Origin of the sequence: Roseomonas genomospecies 6 (assembly GCF_008365375.1) — a bacterium.
Classification (GTDB): Bacteria; Pseudomonadota; Alphaproteobacteria; order Azospirillales; family Azospirillaceae; genus Azospirillum.
In genome coordinates this window covers 173,025-190,672 of sequence record NZ_QOKW01000007.1, presented here as the reverse complement: position 1 = coordinate 190,672, position 17,648 = coordinate 173,025, and the positions used below count along the sequence as shown (strand labels likewise).

General features: G+C 70.0%; 13 protein-coding genes and 1 riboswitch. Of the genes, 2 read left to right on the top strand and 11 right to left on the bottom strand.

Annotated elements, in window-relative coordinates; translation table 11 throughout:
• Positions 1-124 precede the first annotated feature (124 nt).
• Positions 125-3,484 carry a maltotransferase domain-containing protein gene (locus DS843_RS11835; protein WP_149469077.1) on the bottom strand — a complete coding sequence of 1,120 codons (3,360 nt, stop codon included), beginning with the start codon at positions 3,482-3,484 and terminating at the stop codon, positions 125-127.
• Positions 3,485-3,698: 214 nt separating this feature from the next.
• On the opposite strand from DS843_RS11835, the gene DS843_RS11830 reads away from it, so the two are divergent.
• A complete protein-coding gene (locus DS843_RS11830; RefSeq protein ID WP_149469076.1) occupies positions 3,699-4,526 on the top strand; it encodes a polyphosphate kinase 2 family protein in 828 nt (275 codons plus the stop codon).
• Between the two features lie 123 nt (positions 4,527-4,649).
• Positions 4,650-5,612: a polyphosphate kinase 2 gene (gene ppk2 / locus DS843_RS11825; RefSeq protein ID WP_208852219.1), complete on the top strand. Its 963-nt coding sequence runs from the start codon at positions 4,650-4,652 to the stop codon at positions 5,610-5,612.
• Between the two features lie 19 nt (positions 5,613-5,631).
• On the opposite strand, the gene DS843_RS11820 is transcribed toward ppk2, so the two are convergent.
• The 10 genes from DS843_RS11820 to DS843_RS11775 all read right to left on the bottom strand — a co-directional run bounded on the left by DS843_RS11820 (position 5,632) and on the right by DS843_RS11775 (position 17,645).
• Positions 5,632-7,461: a chloride channel protein gene (locus DS843_RS11820; protein WP_286192062.1), complete on the bottom strand. Its 1,830-nt coding sequence runs from the start codon at positions 7,459-7,461 to the stop codon at positions 5,632-5,634.
• A 70-nt stretch (positions 7,462-7,531) separates the two neighbouring features.
• Complete coding sequence (locus DS843_RS11815) at positions 7,532-8,728, bottom strand: hypothetical protein (RefSeq protein WP_286192061.1); 1,197 nt, start codon at positions 8,726-8,728, stop codon at positions 7,532-7,534.
• A gap of 172 nt (positions 8,729-8,900) precedes the next feature.
• Positions 8,901-9,611, bottom strand: a complete 711-nt coding sequence (locus DS843_RS11810) for an ABC transporter ATP-binding protein (protein ID WP_286192060.1) — start codon at positions 9,609-9,611, stop codon at positions 8,901-8,903.
• Positions 9,608-11,269, bottom strand: coding sequence for a branched-chain amino acid ABC transporter ATP-binding protein/permease (locus DS843_RS11805; protein ID WP_286192059.1), 1,662 nt, complete (start codon positions 11,267-11,269; stop codon positions 9,608-9,610). Before DS843_RS11805 ends, DS843_RS11810 begins: the two co-directional genes overlap by 4 nt.
• An 82-nt stretch (positions 11,270-11,351) precedes the next feature.
• Entirely contained in the window at positions 11,352-12,236 is an 885-nt protein-coding gene (locus tag DS843_RS11800; protein WP_149469074.1) for a branched-chain amino acid ABC transporter permease, read from the bottom strand.
• A gap of 28 nt (positions 12,237-12,264) precedes the next feature.
• Positions 12,265-13,395: an ABC transporter substrate-binding protein gene (locus DS843_RS11795; protein ID WP_149469073.1), complete on the bottom strand. Its 1,131-nt coding sequence runs from the start codon at positions 13,393-13,395 to the stop codon at positions 12,265-12,267.
• Positions 13,396-13,464: 69 nt separating this feature from the next.
• Positions 13,465-13,562, bottom strand: a riboswitch (TPP riboswitch).
• A gap of 84 nt (positions 13,563-13,646) precedes the next feature.
• Positions 13,647-14,540 (bottom strand): DMT family transporter, encoded by an 894-nt coding sequence (locus DS843_RS11790; protein ID WP_149469072.1) that lies wholly within the window; start codon positions 14,538-14,540, stop codon positions 13,647-13,649.
• A gap of 85 nt (positions 14,541-14,625) precedes the next feature.
• Positions 14,626-15,948 carry a thymidine phosphorylase gene (deoA, locus tag DS843_RS11785; RefSeq protein WP_149469071.1) on the bottom strand — a complete coding sequence of 441 codons (1,323 nt, stop codon included), beginning with the start codon at positions 15,946-15,948 and terminating at the stop codon, positions 14,626-14,628.
• Between the two features lie 36 nt (positions 15,949-15,984).
• Complete coding sequence (deoC, locus tag DS843_RS11780; protein WP_149469070.1) at positions 15,985-16,815, bottom strand: deoxyribose-phosphate aldolase; 831 nt, start codon at positions 16,813-16,815, stop codon at positions 15,985-15,987.
• Positions 16,812-17,645, bottom strand: coding sequence for a purine-nucleoside phosphorylase (locus DS843_RS11775; RefSeq protein ID WP_149469069.1), 834 nt, complete (start codon positions 17,643-17,645; stop codon positions 16,812-16,814). The genes deoC and DS843_RS11775 overlap by 4 nt, the downstream gene beginning before the upstream one ends.
• Between the last annotated feature and the right edge of the window lie 3 nt (positions 17,646-17,648).

Here is a 17,648-nt window from a genome sequence, read left to right as displayed (position 1 = left end):
TGGAGTGGTTGAGTTGGGCCCCCACCCAAACCCTCCCCCACCTTCGGCGAGGGAGGGCTTAAATTCCTCCCCCCGCCGAAGGTGGGGGGAGGTTGGGAGGGGGGCCCGGTTCGACCACCTACCCTCACCGCCCCGGCGGACGGATGCGCCAGATCGCCGCCGGGTTCTGTTGCGGGTCCAGCCAGACATGCTGGAACTTGCCGATCCAGGTGAAGCGCTGGCCGGTGAACAGATCCTCCACCTGCACATGGGCGCCGTCGTCCAGCCCCAGTTCCCACAGCGGAACCTCGATGGTGCCGCCATGGCCATTGTGCGGGTCCAGATTCACGGCGATCAGGATGACGTTGTCCTTGCTCTCCGTCATCTTGCCGTAAAGCAGGATGTTGTCGTCGTAGGCGTTGCAGAACTTCAGATTCGTGAACTGATGAAGCGCCGGGTTCTCCGCCCGTATCCTGTTCAGCCGCGTGACGTAGTCCACGATGTTGCCGGGCCGGTTCCAGTCCCAGTGCCGGATCTCGTACTTCTCCGAGTGATTGTACTCCTCCTTCCCCGGATAGGGATCGGCCTCGCAGACGAAATAGGGGGTGTAGAGGCCGTAGACGCCCGACAGGGTCCCGGCCAGAACGGCGCGCATCATGTGGGCTGGCCGCCCGCCATGGACCAGGATGGGCGGCAGGATGTCCGGCGTGTTGGCGAAGAAATTGGGCTGCATGTAGTCCTTGGACTCGCCCTGGGTCAGCTCCGTCAGATACTCGGTCAGCTCCGCCTTGGTGTTGCGCCAGGTGAAGTAGCTGTAGGACTGGGTGAAGCCGATCTTCGCCAGCCGCCGCATCAGCTTGGGCCGGGTGAAGGCTTCGGCCAGGAAGAGCGCGTCGGGGAAGCGGTCCTGCACCTCGCGGATCATCCATTCCCAGAAGGGAAAGGGCTTGGTGTGCGGGTTGTCCACGCGGAAGATGCGCACCCCCTCGTCGCACCAGAACAGCACCACGTCGCGCAGCGCGTACCACAGGTCCGGATAGGCCTCGCGGTAGAAGCTGACGTTGACGATGTCCTGGTACTTCTTCGGCGGGTTCTCGGCGTAACGGATGGTGCCGTCCGGGCGCCAGTAGAACCACTGCGGGTGCGACTTGATCCAGGGATGGTCGGGGGAACATTGGACCGCGAAGTCCAGAGCGATCTCGATCCCGTGCCGCCTCGCCTCCTTCACCAGCCGGCGGAAGCCCTCGAAGTCGCCGATCATCGGGTCGATGTCGGCGTGCCCACCCTCCGTCGCACCGATGGCGTAGGGCACGCCGGGATCGTTCGGGCCGGGGTTCAGCGTGTTGTTGCGCCCCTTGCGGAAGCTGCGCCCGATCGGGTGGATGGGCGGGAAATACAGCACGTCGAAGCCCATGCCCCGGATGAAGGGCAGCATGTTCGACACGTCGTCGAAGGTGCCGGGCCGCGACGGGTCCGGGGAGGCGGAGCGCGGAAAGATTTCGAACCACGCGGAATAGCGGGCCGCGGTGCGGTCCACATAGACCTCCAGATCGCAGCCGTAGCGGGACAGATATTGCCGCTCGCCATACTTCGCCATGGCCCGGCGCGGCTCGTCCGACAGGGCGTAGGCGATCAGTTCCGGCCCGTGGAGGCTGTTCATCCGCTCCACAACCCGCTCCAGCGCGGCGCGGCCCTCGCCCCCGTCCCCGTCACGGTTCAGTCCGACCGCATGCTCGACGAAGCGGCGGCCCTCGATCAGCTCCAGGGTGACGTCCATCCCGACGTCGTGCTTCTTCTTGAAGTCGGCGCGCCAGCTTTCCCACACGTCGCGCCACGCCAGGATGCTGTACTGGTAGCGCGTGTTGCGGGTCAGCGGCAGCTTGCCCACCCAGCGGTCGTTGTCGAAGAAGGTCATGGGCACCTCGCGCCACTCCTCCTCGTCGACCGGGCGGTAGGTGACGGCGGCGCCCAGGACGAAGGTGCCGTCGGTGTAGATGTCCGCCCACACCTCCATCACGTCGCCGACCACCCGCTTCACCGGGAAACGACCGCCGTCCAGTTCGGGATAGACGTTCTCGATGGTGACCCGGCGCGCGGCCAGTTCGTCCATCCAGGCGCGGCTGCCGGCGTCGTGCTCCGGCCCGCGCTCTCCCAGATGGCTCAGTTCGATGGGGCGGCTCTGCGCCGGGCGGGCGCGGAAGACGCGCATCTCCAGCGGGCGCAGGCGCAGCTCGTGACCCGGCTCGAAGGGCAGCGGTTCGGCCTCCGGGGTCACGTCCTCGAAATCGGCGAAGCCGCCGCCGGTGCTCGCCAGGATCGGGCCGGGGTCGATGGGGTGCGGCTGACTCTCGTCAGGGTTGATGAGCAGGACGGAACACCCCTCGCCGCCCCCGTTGGCCCAGCCGCCAGTGCTGCGGATCAGCCCGATGACCGGGTTGTGCGGCGACGTCACGCGCCGCTGCGGCCCCTCGACGTTCAGCGCCGGGCTGTCCGCCTTCATGGCGTTGACCGCCCCGATGAAGCCGGTCAGGTCCAGCTTCGGGTCCTCCCAGTCCTCCGGCGTCGTGTTCACCACGTCCAGCTTGCGGGTGAAGCCGTATTCATACCCCACCGGCATCATCACGCCCGTGGAGAAGGAGGCGGCGAACAGGTAATGCATCTTCAGATGCGCGGCCAGCCGCTGGGTGTCCTGGCTTCCGACCTCCGCCGCCAGACGGTCGGTGTCGTGGCTTTCCGGAAAGGCGATGGACGGCGCGATCCAGCGGAACTCGTCATACTGGTCGAGCAGCCAGTCGGACTTGAAGTCCCACCATTTGGCGCTGTTGAACAGGAAGTCGAAGCCCGCGCCGCACAGATCGCGCACCTGCTCCACCGTGCAGCCCAGCGTCTCGGCGAAGAACTTCACCTCGGGATCGAGGTCGCGCGACCGGTCGATCAGCGTCTTCCAGACGTCCGCCGGGATTTGGTAGGCGGCATCGCAGCGGAAGCCCTTCACACCCAGTCCGATGAAATGGCGCAGATAGCGGGTCCAGTATTCGGTCAGCCCTGCCCGAACCTCCGCCCGGTCATAGTCGAGCATGGCGAGGTCGCCCCAGATGGTGACCCGCGACGGATCAACGGGGTCCACGGCCCGTGGACTGTAGAGGCCGCCGTCGGCGTCGCGCCGGTACCAGTCCGGATGCTCGCCCACCAGGAGCGCGTCCTTGGCGGTGTGGTTGATGACGAGGTCGAGCATCACCGACTGCCCGTGCCGTCCCGCCTCGGCGATGAAACCGCGCAGCAGTTCGTCCGGATGCTCCGTCGCATCGCCCTGGATGCGGTCGTGGAGCCGGTAATAGTCCTTCACGGCGTAGAGGCTGCCGGAAAAGCCCGGGTAATGGATGGGGTTCAGGAACAGCCAGTCGAACCCCATGCCTTGGATGCGGGGCAGGTGCCCGGCCCAATCGCGCATCGGGCCGACGAGCGTGGGAAACAGGTTGTAGATGCGCGGTCCGGCGGTGGCCATCGGGGAAATCCTCCTGGTCGGCAGCGGCACGCCAGCCGGTCGCCGCTGGTTGACAAGCGCGACACCCTCCGTCGATGGTCGCAAAGGACCGCCGCAAGGAAGGACCGTCGCAAGGTTGCAACGCGCGCCCCGCGGGGCGCACGCGCTCAACCCCCGCGAAGCGCGAAGGTTCCGAGACCGGATACTCGGGCCAGACATTTCGAAAGGAGCGTTCATGGGCAATGGAAACGGCAAGATCCGGCTCGACAAGCTCGATATGACGGCCTCGGGCATCGGCAGCAAGGACGACTACGAGCGCCGCCTCGCCAAACTCCAGAAGGACCTGCTGCACATCCAGCAGACCTACTGGCACGAGAAGCGCCGCGCCATCCTGGTGTTCGAAGGCTGGGACGCCGCCGGCAAGGGCGGCTGCATCCGCCGCCTGACCGAACCGCTCGACCCCCGCGGCTTCCACGTCTGGCCGATCGGCGCCCCGGCGGCGGACGAGCAGGGCAAGCACTATCTCTACCGCTTCTGGACCAAGCTCCCGGCTCCCGGCACCTTCGCCATCTTCGACCGCTCCTGGTACGGCCGCGTGCTGGTGGAGCGGGTGGAGGGCTTCGCCGACAAGGACCAGTGGAAGCGCGCTTACGACGAGATCAACCGGTTCGAGACGATGCTGACCGACGACGGGGCGCGCATCATCAAGATCTTCATGCACATCACGCCGGAGGAGCAGCTCGACCGCTTCCGCGAACGGCTGAGCAACCCCTACAAGCGCTGGAAGCTGACCGAGGAGGACCTGCGCAACCGCTCGCGCTGGGACGACTACACCAAGGCCATCGAGGCGATGTTCGACAAGACCTCGACCGAGACGGCGCCCTGGCAGGTCGTCCCCGCCAACTCCAAATGGCACGCCCGCCTGAAGGTGATGGAGATCGTGACGGAAGCGTTGAGTCGGGGCGTCAACATCGCGCCGCCGCCCATCGACCTGACCGTCGCCAAGATCGCCGCGGAGGTTCTGGGGGTGCACCTGACCTTCGACGGACCCGGGAAGGACTGAGCGCGGCGGACGGAGCCGGCCGCCCCGGTCACTTCGTCGCGGGGCTTCCACGGGCGGTTGCCTGACGCGCCGGCTTCTCCTAGCGTTGGTTTGCGGGGAAAACAATAAGTGGGATGTGGTGCGATGGACGAGGTCAAGACGGGTGCCGGAATCGAATCCGAGGACAAGCCGAGAAAGAAGCGCAAGGCGCTGAAGCTGAAGGACCTCGGGCTCGGCGTGCCGGCTACCGGCGGCGAAGTGCTGCGCGACGCCAAGGAGGCCGCGGCCATCGAAGCCCACTGGCGCGACCTGAGCGGCGGCAAGCCGTCGAAGGGCGGCAAGAAACTCAAGTACATCGACGAACTGGCCCGGCTGCAGTTCGAACTGATCAAGCTGCAGGAATGGGTGCGGGTCAACGGCCTGAAGGTCTGTGTGCTGTTCGAGGGACGCGATGCCGCCGGCAAGGGCGGCGTCATCAAGCGCATCACCGAAAGTCTCAACCCCCGCGTCTGCCGGATCGTGGCGCTCGGAACGCCGACCGAGAAGGAGCGCGGGCAGTGGTATTTCCAGCGCTACGTGGCGCAGCTTCCGGCCAAGGGCGAGATCGTGCTGTTCGACCGAAGCTGGTACAACCGCGCCGGCGTCGAGCATGTCATGGGCTTCTGCACCGACGATGAGTATCAGGAGTTTCTGCGCGCCTGCCCGCTGTTCGAGGAAATGCTCGTCCGCTCCGGCATCATCCTCGTCAAATACTGGTTCTCGGTCAGCGACGAGGAGCAGGAGAAGCGCTTCACCGAGCGCATGCGCAACCCGATCAAGCGCTGGAAGCTCAGCCCGATGGACCTCGAATCCCGCAAGCACTGGGTCGAGTACTCCAAGGCCAAGGACGCCATGCTGGAGCACACCGACCGGAAGCTGACGCCCTGGTACATCGTCGATGCCGACGACAAGAAGAAGGCGCGGCTGAACTGCATCCATCACCTGCTTCAGCAGATCCCCTACCAGGACATCGCCCCGGTGGAACTTGACCTGCCGCCGCGGCAAAGCGACGACGGCTACAAGCGCCCGAAGAAGTCGAAGCAGAACTGGGTGCCGGAGGTCTACTGACCCCCGGCGCGGACCACGCTCAGTCCCGCCCGTAGAGGCTGCGCTCGCCCAGCTCCTCGCCACGCTGCCGCTCCAACTCCTGGCTGTAGCGGCGCAGGGCATAGGCTTCGGTGACGTAGCCGACGATCCGCCGGTCGGTGGGCGAGGCGAGGACCGGCAGGGACTCCACCTCCGCGCTGCAAAAGCGCCGCAGCACGCTGCGCACGTCGTCGCCGGGCCGCAGGAAGGCGTCGGCGTGCCGGGCCAGTTCGCTGACCGGCTTCCGCGCCTCCTCCTCGGCCAGCGACGGATCGTGCACGGCGCCCATGTCGATGATGCCGGCGTAGGACCCGTCCGGCTCCACCGCGAAGACCGTCTTGGCGGCGCCCAGCGGGTGCAGCCGGCGCAGCGATTCCAGCGTCTGGGTGGTCAGGATCGTCTTCACGTCAGCCCGCATCAGCCGCATCGCCGTCAGCTCCGACACCCAGCCGACGTCGTAGGCGCCGCGGATCGGCACGCCGCGCAGGTGGAAGCGCCACGTCGCGAAGGAATAGCCGAAGGACTGCCGGACCACGGTGGTGGACACCACGACCCCGATCAGCACGCCGGAGGCCGCCCAGAAATCCTGCGTCGATTCCAGGACCAGGAGCACCATCGTGACCGGCGCGCCGATGATGCCGGCGGCGACCGCCCCCATGCCAGCGAGCACCAGCAGCATCCGGTCGAGCCCCAGCCCCGGCACCAGCATCTCCACCACCCCGTAGGCGAGACCGCCGAACAGCCCGCCCAGCAGAAGCGAGGCGCTGAACAGGCCGCCGCGGAAGCCGGAGCCGAGCGACAGGGCCGACGCGACGATCTTCGCGGCCAGAAGCACCGCCATCGCCTGCAGCCCCTGCGCCAGTTGCGACGGATCGGCTCCGGGTCCCGCTCCCAGCACCTGCGGCACCGCCAGGGCCAGCCCCCCGAGCGCGAGGCCGCCCAGTGCCGGGCGCCCCCAGACGGGAATGGGCAGCCAGCGGAAGGTCCGCTCCGCCACCGTCACCGCCTGCATGGCGAAGATGCTCAGCCAGCCGGCCAGGAAGCCGAGAAGGCCGCAGGCCACATAGTCCCAGCCCTCCACCGCCACCGGACGCCCGACGATGAAGACCGGCGACGGGTCGCTCAGCCAGTGGGCCACGGCGACCGCGGCGACCGAGGCCGCCCCCACAGGGGCCAGCGTGGCGATGGTGTACCCGCCCATGACCAGTTCGAAGGCGTAGAAGGCACCGGCCAGCGGCGTGCCGTAGGCGGCGGCGATGGCCGCGGCGGCCCCGCAGCCGACGAGCGTGCGCAGATCGGCCCGCCGCAGACGGAGCTTCTGTCCCAGCGTGGAGGCGATGCCCGCCCCGGCCTGGGTGTAGGCCGCCTCCATCCCCACCGACGCGCCGGACCCGTTGGACAGCAGCGTCGCCAGCGTCAGGCGCAGGCTGTCGATCAGCGACATCTTGCCGCCGTAGAGAGCGTTCGCCTCGATGGGATCGACGATGTCGTTGGGCCGCCAGCGCCGCACCAGCTTCACCATCAGGCCGAGCAGCAGCCCGCCGACGGCGGGCACCAGAAGCGTCCGCCAGGGATCGGCCAGCGCCGCCTCGCCCAGATCCTGCCCGTGGGAGACCGAAAAGGCGACCGCCTGCGCCCAGACCACCACCTCGTGCAGCAGCGCCACGGCCAGCCCGATCGCGGCGCCGATGGCCCCGGCGAGCACCAGGACGCCCAACACGCTGTCGCGCAGGTTCGGCCGCGTCAGCACCGTCAGGAACCGCCGGCCGGGGTTTGGTCCTTTGTTCAGGGCACCGGCGGCATCGCCCGCGGCACCCCGGATTCCCGTCATGTCATCCGGCATGACGGACAATCTGTAAGCCGCCGCCGCGCCGTCAACCTTGCGGCGCGGCCCTACCTCCTTAGGGCTTGCCCGTCTGGGCCTGCGCCGGGGACTGGGTCTGCTGGGCCGACGGCGGGTTCACGGCCAGGCGGCGCAACACCTCCGCCAGATTGTCCCGCACCTTGTCGGCCAGACCGATGTCGGCTTCCTGCGCCTCGTGGAACAGGATCGTGAACAGGCGGCCCGGCGACAGGAAGAAGGTCAGGGAGACGTGCATCTTCCCTTCCTTCAGCGTGCAATCCACCGAGCCGGTGCGCAGCGTCAGGCCGGGAAGCTCCTCGATGGGGTTCAGCGTCGCGGTGGGCGTGCCGCCCTCGCAGCGCTTCTTCATCGCGTCCACGTAACCGCCGCTGAGATCGTCCAGCTTGGCCGTCTCCTCCACCACCCGCTCGCGGATGCCGCCGACGATGGGGCCGATCCGCCAGGCCATGTCGGCGGGGCGCTCGCCCTTCGGCACGTTGTCCAGCGACACGCGCTTGACGTCGCGCACACCGGCGGCCTTCAGCAGGTCGGCCAGCCCTTCCGGCAGTTCGTCCGCGCGGACCATGTTCTTCTTCGTGCGGGTGTCGATGGGGGGGACGGCGCCCGCCTTCTCGACGCAGGTCTTCAGGTCGGTGAGCACCTTCTTGGTGCCCTTCAGCGCGAAGGCCATGCGGTCGGCGTCGGAGGAGAAGACCACCTCCTTGCCGTTCATCAGCGCGGTGTAGAGTTCCTCGTCCTTGCCGTTGGGGATCACCAGCATGTCGGGCTTGGGCGCCAGCGCGCGGCGTTCGCGCGTCAGCTTGCCGTCCACCGTGACCTTGACCTTCCACTGCTCCCCACCCGGCATTTCGGCGCCCGGAATGCCCATGCCGAGATTGACCTCGCCCTTGCCGTTGCGCGCGATCATCAGGACGTGACCGGTGTCGAAACGGCCCTCGATGGCGCAATATGCGAATTTGCCCTCGCGGTCGCGCGACGGGCCGCCCTCCCAGCCGTCCTCGAGTTCCGCCGGTCCGGTCTTCTCCAGGGGGTCGGCGGCCGCCTGCGGCTGCGGCTGCGGGGCCGCGCGGGACGGTCCCGGCCCGGAGGACGGGGCGGGGTAATACATGACCGGCGGATCGACGGGGACCAGTTCCGCCACCTGCGCCCCGTCCGCCTTGACGCCGGTGGCGCCCAGCAGAAGAAGCGAGGAAAGAGCAGCGGCGACGGTCTTGTCCAACATGGCGGCCAACATGGCGGGAGTAATCCTTACGGGCAGGGCGACGCCGGAAGCTATCCCCGCCATTACGGATCGGCAAGCGCAAGACGAAAAGGTCACCACAAAGATCCCGCCCTGTTGCCGCATTGCCGAAATGCGTCAACCGCACCCCTCCACAACCGGCCATCCCGCCCACTCAGCCGCCCACTCAGCCGCCCAGGAAGGCGTCCCTCAGCGCATCGGCGGGCAGCGCCTCCACCGGCCCGTCATGGACCGTCCGGCCAAGCCGCAGCAGGACGACGCGTCCGGTGGCGGACAGGGCGCGGGCGGCGCTCTGTTCGGCGACCAGAACCGCCGTTCCCGCCGCGGCGATGGCGCGGACGGCGGCGAAGACCTCCCCCGCCAGCTTCGGGGACAGGCCGAGCGACGGCTCGTCGAGCAGCAGGACCCGTGGGCGGCCCATCAGCGCGCGGCCGACCGCCAGCATCTGCTGCTGCCCACCGGACAGGCGCCACGCCCGCTCCTCCGCCTTGCCTTCCAGCGCCGGGAAGAGGGCGAAGACGCGCTCCAGGTCATGGGTGCGGTCGGCCCGGCCCAGACGGCTCGCCACCTCCAGATTGTCGCGCACGCTCATGCCGGGGAAGACCCGCCGCCCCTCCGGCACATAGCCCAGGCCACGGCGGACCCGCCGTTCCGGGGCCAGCGCGCCGATCTCCTCCCCCTCCAGCCAGACCCTCCCGCCGGTGGCGGGGACGAGGCCCAGGATGGCCTTCAGCAGCGTGGACTTGCCCGCCCCGTTGGCGCCCAGCAGGGCCACCGCCTCCCCCGCCGCGACGGACAGCGACAGGCGGTCCACCGCCACCGCCCCGCCATAGCCGGCGCTCAATTCTTCGATGCGCAAAAGATATTCGCCCATCATGCGCCCTCCCCCAGATAGGCGGCGACCACGGCGGGGTCGTTCCGCACCCCCTCCGGCGGACCGGCGTAGAGCGTGCGCCCCTGGTCCAGGCACAGCACATGCCCGGCGAGCGGCAGCAGGAAGCCCATGTCGTGCTCCACCACCAGAAGCGCCGTGCCCGTGGCGGCGATGGCGCGCAGATGACCCGCCAAATCCGCCTTCTCCCCGTCGGTCAGTCCCGCCGCGGGTTCGTCCAGCAGCAGGATGGCGGGCTGGCGGGCCAGCGCGCGGGCCAGTTCCACCCGGCGCCGCAGCGCCGCAGGCAGAGCGGCGCAGGGCCTTGGGGCAAGATCAGCCGCGCCCAGCCGTTCCAACGCCCACAGCGCGTGGGCCTCGGCACGGGCGATGGAGCTGTCGCGCTCCAGCCGCGCAGCGGCGACCGCCGCCAGGACGCTGGCCCCCTCCGGCAGGCTGACCGCCTGGAAGGTGCGGGCGATCCCGGCGCGCGCGATGCGGTCCGGACGCTGCCCGGCCAGATCCCTGCCGCCCATCAGAACCCTCCCGCCGTCCGGCCTCTCCAGACCGGAGATCAGGTTGACCAGAGTCGTCTTGCCGGAGCCGTTGGGGCCGATCAGGCCGGTGATGGTGCCCGCATCCAGCGTCAGCGACACGCCGTCCACCGCCCGCACCCCGCCGAAGCTCTTGCCCAGCCCCTCCACCCGCAGCAGCGGGCCGGTGGGGATGACCGTCTCCGGCGGAGCGGCGGGCTTCGGCAGCGGCTCCGTGCGGGGCCCGAACAACCGCTTGAACAGCCGGTCCAGCAGCCCGGTCAGCCCATGCGGCGCCAGCACGATGGTCGCGAGCAGGGCCACGCCGTAGACGATCAGGTAGCTGCGCTCCAGGAAGCGGAACCACTCCGGCAGATGGATCAGCAGCACCGCCCCCAGCACGGCCCCGGCCACCCGGCCCCGCCCGCCGACCACGGCGATGGTCAGGACGGAGACCATGACGGGGAACTCCAGCACCTCCGGCGAGACGACGCGCTGGGTGTGAACGGCCAGCGCCCCCGCCGCCCCGGCATAGACGGCGCTCAGCGCGAAGGCGGCCAGACGCAGCCCACCGACATCCAGCCCCAGCGTGCCCGCCGCCAGCGGGTCGTCGCGCACCAGCGTCAGCGCCCGCCCCCAGCGCCCGCGCGCCAGCCTCCAGGCCAGCAGTCCGCCGAGCGCTACGAAGCTCCAGACCACCGCCGCCAGCGGCAGCCCGCGCGGCACCGCCCAGCCGAACAGGACGATGCCCGGCACGCCCGGCAAACCGTTGGCCCCACCCGTCAAGGCGGGGCTGTTGACCGCCAGCAGATGCACCACCTGCGCGATGCCCAGCGTCGCCAGCGCGAAGTAATGGGACTCCAGCCGAAGCACCGGCAACCCGACCAGCAGGGCCAGCAGCAGCGGCACCAGAAGCGACACCGGAAAGGTCGCCGCGAAACCGAGGCCCCACTGGCTGCCGAGGATGCCCGTGGCGTAGGCCCCCAGCCCGAAGAAGGCGCCATGGGCCAGCGACAGCGCGCCTCCCAGCCCGAAGACGATCTGGAACCCGATGGCGGCCAGAGCGTACACCCCCGCCACCGTCAGCACCCGCAGCCCGTACGGCGACGCGTACAGCAAAGCATACGCCACCAGGACCGCAACTCCGATCCCCTCCCCCGCCCAGCGGGGGAGGGTCAGGGAGGGGGCAAGCGCCCGCAGTTCGTGCACGCCCCTACGCACGACGCCGCGCCGCCTCCCCGAACAGCCCTTGCGGGCGGGCCACCAGGATGACCAGCAGCGTCGCGTAGAGAAGCCCCAGCGCCACCGGGTAGGACAGCACCGACGACACCCCCACTTCGAACAGCGCGATCAGCAGCGCCCCGGCGACCGCTCCGGGCACCGAGCCCCAGCCGCCGATGGTCACGGCGATGTAGGCTTTCAGGATCAGGTCGCCGCCCGCCGTGGGGGCGACGAAATAGCGGTTGGCGAGCAGCAGCCCCGCCGCTCCGGCGAAGGCCGTGCCCAGCGAGAAGGTGGTCAGGATCATCGCCGTGACCGGGATGCCGCAGGCCCGCGCCATCTCCGGGTCCTGCGCCGTGGCGCGCAGGCGCCGGCCGAGCTGGGTCCGCCCGAACAGCCATTGCTGACCGGCGATCAGCAGGGCCGCCACGGCGATGATGGCCAGCGACTGTTCCGCCACCACCAGCCCGCCGAGGTCCAGCGTGCCCCCGGTCAGCAGCGGCGGTGCCGCCCGCGGCTCCGGCCCGAACAGGACGGAGGCGCCGTTCTGAAGGATGATGCCCGCCGCGATGGTGCTGATGAAGACCGCCACCGGCGGGCGTCGCCGCAGCGGCAGGTAGGCCGCCCCCGCCAGCAGAAGCCCCAGCCCCGCCATCAGCACCAGCACCACCGGCAGCAGGATCATTCCGGGCAGCGGAAGCCACGCCGGGACGTACGGCGCCAGGGCCACGCCGAGCAGCCCGCCGGCCATCACGAGGTCGCCCTGCGCGAAATTCACCGCCGAGGTGGCGTTCAGCACCAGCACGAAGCCCAGCGCCACCAGCGCGTAGGCGGCGCCCAGGGCCACGCCGTTGACGAGGAGTTGCAGGGCGGTCATGGGCGGAGGCTCAACCCGACCACGCCCTTCACTTCACCACGCCCGTCACATTCTCGTACCGCTTGGCGACCGCCGGCACGCGCGAGGCTCCGTCGTAGCAGACGATCACGGCGGAGTGCGCCATGTTGCCCTTGCCGTCCGATTTGTAGGTCATGGCGAGGCCCGCGTGCGTTCCGGCGGACAGCGCCTTGCGCACCTCCTCCGCGCTGCCCGCCCCGCCCTTCACCGCTTCCAGGACCATGCGGATGCCGTCATACTGGCCGAGCGCGAAGGCGTCGGGCTCCGCCTTGAAGGCCGTGCGGTAGGCGGCGGTGAAAGCCTCCAATTCCGGGCTGCCGCCCGAGATGGGAGAGGCCGCGGTTTCGGCGCAGACGCCCTTCAACTCGGCGGGCTCCAGGAGGGCCGCGGTGCTCGGCTGGTGCATGGCGGAGCCGGCGACGATGGGCACCTCCACCCCGTTGGCCGCCGCCTGCCGGATGAACAGCGCGGTCGGGCCGGAATGCAGGTGCAGGACCAGCACGTCGGGCTTGGCGGCCAGCGCCTTGGTCAGAACGGGCAGCAGGTCCTTGGCGGCGGGGTCCACCCCCTCCTCGAACACCGGCTCGACACCCAGCTTTTTGAACGCCTGCTCCAGATGGGCCTTGCCGCTCTGGCCGTAGGCCGTGGTCTGGTAGATCACCGCCGGGCGCTTCTTACCCAACTCCTCCGCCACATAGCGGGCGTGGGCCTCCTTGGTCACGGCGTCGCCGGGGAAGAAGCGGAAGACCCAGGGGTTGCCCTGCTCGGTGATGCTGGCCGTGCCGGACACGGTGACCAGCGGAATGCCGTAGTCCTGCGCCAGCGGCAGCATCGCCAGCATCTGCGTCCCCAGCATGCTGGCCGCCACCGCCGTGACCTTGCCGCCCGCCGCGCGCTCCAGCGCGGTGACGGCGGCCTCCGGCGAGGTGCCGGTGTCGATGACCTCCGACCGCACCGCCACACCCGCGGGCGCGTCCTTCAACGCCAGCACCGCCCCGTTGCGCTGGCTCGTGCCCTCCAGCGACAGGAAGCCGGTCAGCGGCACCAGCACCGGAACCGAGGCGTCGCCGGCAAGGGACGCCCCCGAAAGGACGGACGCCGAGAAGACCGTTGCCGAAAGGATGGAAAGAAAGCGCCGCATGGTTGTGTCTCCTCCTGCCCGGCGGGGAACCGCGCGAGCACGAGGAGGCCAGGGGAATGGGGGCGGCACAGCCTCGAACGCTCGGCTCCCTTCGCTGGCATGACCCAGATCAGGTTCGATGGGTGTTGTCTCAGCCCGCCTTGCGGCAGGCACCCCAGCCGTTCGTGTGCACAGTGTGTGTCCGGCGCCCCGCTGTCAAGCGGCGGGCTGGCGCGGAATCACAATTCCGCGACGCGGAAATCACCGGGCCGTCAGCCACCGCGGCGCAGCGTTTCCCGGTAGAGGATATAGAGCCCGCTGGCGATGATGATGCCCGCCCCGCTCAGGACCGCGGGCGTCGGCACGTCGCCGAACACCAGGAAGCCCAACAGCGTCGCCCAGATCATCCCGGTGTACTCGAAGGGCGCCACGACCGCCGCCCGTCCGAGGCGGAACGCCTGGGTCATCAACACCTGGGCCGCCCCGCCCAGCGTGCCGACCAGAAGCATCAGCCCCAGGTCGAACCATCCCGGCTGCACCCAGTGCGGCACCGCCGCCACGCCGCTCACCACCGTGGTGGTCAGCAAGAGATAGACGACGATGGCCGTGTTGCTCTCCGTCCGCGCCAGACCGCGCACCGCAATCATCGCCAGCGCGTAGAAGAAGGCCGCCGCCACGCCGATCAGAATCGGCAGAAGCGGTGCGTCGGCCTCCGGGCGGGCCATCACCACCACGCCGCCGAATCCCACAAGAACCGCCGCCCAGCGCCGCCAGCCCACCGGCTCTCCCAGCAGCGGCATGGACAACGCCGTGATGAACAGCGGCCCGGCGAAGCTGAGCACATAGACCTCCGCCAGCGGCAGATGCTTGAAGGCGTAGAAGAAGCAGCCCATCGACAGCAGCCCGGCCAGCGAGCGGAAGACGTGGGCGAAGGGACGCCGCGTCCGCATCCCGCTCCACCCGCCGCGCGCCACCGAGATTCCGCCGACCAGAACGAGCGCCACCACCGACCGCGCGAACATGAGCTGGGCCACCGGATAGCCGCCGCTCAGATACTTGATGAGCGTGTCCATCCCCGCGAACAGCAGGATGGCCAGCAGGAAACAGCCGATGGCACGGCGGGTGTCGTCTTCGGAAGCGAGGGGCAGAGCGGCGGCTTGGGTCATGGTTGCACACTATCTGAGCAACCGCGATCCTGCCCAATGCCGCAACCGCAGGTCTGGCCCGCGCACCGCCCGCTCCCGATTCCCCTTACAGCCGGATGCGGTCGGCGATCAGCGGCCCAACCGGCAGGGCGGTGTCGGCCACCGTGAAGGCGTGGCGGAGCATCGCCGCCGCTTCCTCCGCCTTCGCCTCGCTGCGGGCGTGGACGACGGCAAGGGGGCGCCCCGCCGGGCCGACCGTGGCGCCCAGCCCGGCGACGTCGGCCAGTCCGACCGCGAAGTCGATGGGGTCGGTCGTCTTCGTGCGCCCGCCGCCCAGGGCCACCACCGCGATGCCGACCGCCCGCACGTCGATGGCCGCCACCACGCCCTCGCGCTCCGCGAAGACCGGGCGGACGACGGGGGCGGCGTCCAGATAACGGTCCGGCGCGTCCAGCAGGTCCGCCGGGCCGCCCAGCGCGTGGACCATGCGGGCGAAGCGCTCGGCGGCCTGCCCGCTCGCCATCGCATGGTCGAACCGGGCACGCCCCGCGGCGGTGTCCGGCGCCAGCCCGGCCAGCACCAGCAGTTCGGCGGCCTGGGCCGCGGTGACCTCGTAGAGCCGCTGTTCGGCCTTGCCGCCGCGCAGGATGTCGATGCATTCCCGCATCTCCAGCGCGTTGCCGGCGGTCAGGCCCAGCACCTCGTTCATGTCGGTCAGCAGCGCGACGGTGGGCAGCCCGGCGCCCTCCGCCACGGTGACGAGGCTGTCCGCCAGTTCCCGCGCCTTGCCGATGTCGGGTAGGAAGGCGCCGGAGCCGAACTTCACGTCCATCACCAGAGCGTCCAGCCCCGCCGCCAGCTTCTTCGACAGGATGGAGGAGGTCAGCAGGTCGATGGTCTCCACCGTCGCCGTCACGTCGCGGATGGCGTAGAGCCGCCGGTCGGCGGGGGCGATGTCGTCGGTGGCGCCGATGACCGCGCAGCCCGCCTCCTTCACCACCCGCTCCAGCGTCGCCCGGTCGGGCTTGGCCCGGTAGCCGGGAATGCTCTCGAACTTGTCGAGCGTGCCCCCGGTGTGGCCCAGCCCGCGCCCCGACACCATCGGCACGAAGCCCCCGCAGGCGGCCAACGCGGGGGCCAGGATCAGGCTGACCTTGTCGCCGACGCCGCCGGTCGAATGCTTGTCCACCACCGGGCCGGGCAGGTCCAGATGGTCCCAGCGCATCACCGTCCCGGAATCCCGCATGGCCAGAGTCAGGGCCACCCGCTCCTCCAGAGTCATGCCGCGGAAGAAGACGGCCATGGCGAAGGCCGCCGCCTGCCCCTCCGTGACCGAGCCGTCGGTGATGCCGCGCACGAAGGCGCCGATCTCCGCCGCGTCCAGGAGGGCGCCGTCGCGTTTCTTGCGAATCAATTCCTGGGGGAGCATCCGTGCGTCCGTCCTCTGGTCAAGCTGTCGCCCGGATCAGTAACCGGCGGCGGCCGGCTGGGCAACCGCCCCACCGCCCTTGCCGCCATGCCCGGCAGCGGCGAGGAGCGCGTCCAGAAGCCCCGACGCGCCGAAGCGGAAGGTCTCCGGCTTGGCCCAGCCCTTCCCCTGGATCGCGGTGGCGAGCGCCAGATAGGCCGCTGCCCCGTCGGCGTCGCGGATGCCGCCCGCCGCCTTGAAGCCGACCGGCTTGCCCGATTCGTGGATGACGTGCAGCAGCAGCGCCGCCGCCTCCAGCGTCGCCGCGGGCTGGACCTTGCCGGTGGAGGTCTTCAGGAAGTCCGCCCCGGCGGCGATGGAATCGCGGGCGGCCCAGGCTAGCAGATCCACATCGGGAAAACAGCCGGACTCCAGGATCACCTTCATGGTCACCTCGGTCCCGCAGGCCTCGCGGCAGGCGCGGACCACGTTCATCGGCTGGGTGCGGGCGCCGTCGATGAAGGACCGGTAGGGAAGCACCACGTCGATCTCGTGCGCGCCGTCCTTGATGGCGGCCTTGGTGTCCGCCGCGACCGTCGCCGCGTCGGCCTCCCCCGTCGGGAAATTGACGACGGTGGCGATCCTCACGCCGCTTCCCTTCAGCGCCTTGCGCGCCGTCTTGACGAAGCGCGGCCAGACGCAGACCGCCGCGACCTTTCCGGCGGGGGTCACGGCGCGCTTGCACAGCGCCTCCACCGTCGCCTCGGTGTCGTCGTCGTTCAGGCTGGTCAGGTCCAGCAGGCCGATGGCCCGGCCCGCCCCCTTGGCGTCGGCCTTGGCGGCGGCGGCGGTGTCGAGCGCCAGTTGCAAGTCGGCGGGAAGTTTCATGACCGGCGTCCTTCGTCTTCGTTCAGCCCGTCCAGAAAGCCGGTCAGCAGCCGCTCCAGGTCGGAGGCGGCGGCCGAGGCGGCGCGCAGGGTCTGGTCGTGGTCCACCGGCCCGTCGCCGAGGCCCACCCCCAGGTTGGTGATGACCGCGCATCCCACGACCCGAAGGCCGCAATGCCGCGCGACGATGCATTCGGGCACCGTGGACATGCCGACCGCGTCCGCCCCCAGGACCTTCAACATCCGGACCTCGGCCGGCGTTTCGAAGGAGGGGCCGGGATAGGCGGCGTACACGCCCTCGACCAGATCGATGTTCAGGTCCAGCGCCCGGCGGCGCATCAGCGCGCGCAGCGCCGGGTCCCAGGCGTCGGTCATGCTGGGGAAGCGCGGGCCGAAGCTGTCCTCGTTGGGGCCGGTCAGCGGGTTGGCGCCCAGCATGTTGATGTGGTCGGAAATCGCCATCAGCCGCCCCGGCCCGACCTCCACCCGCAGGGAGCCGGCGGCGCAGGTCAGCACCAGCGTGTCGCAACCGGCCAGCTTCAGCGCGCGGATCGCGGTCTTCAGCGCGTCGAACCCGTTCCCCTCATAGGCGTGGACGCGGCCCTGCATGCAGGCGACGGGCTGCCCGCCCAGATGGCCCAGCACCAGCCGGCCCATGTGCCCCTCCACGCTGGGGAGAGGGAAGCCGGGCAGGTCGCCGTAGGGCATGGCGGTCGCCCCCTCGATCCGGTCGGCGACCCCGCCCAGGCCGGAGCCGAGCACGATCCCCACCCGCGGGCGGAAGCCGGGGACCCGGTGGAGGATTTCCGCGGCGGCGCGTGCGGCGGTCATGGC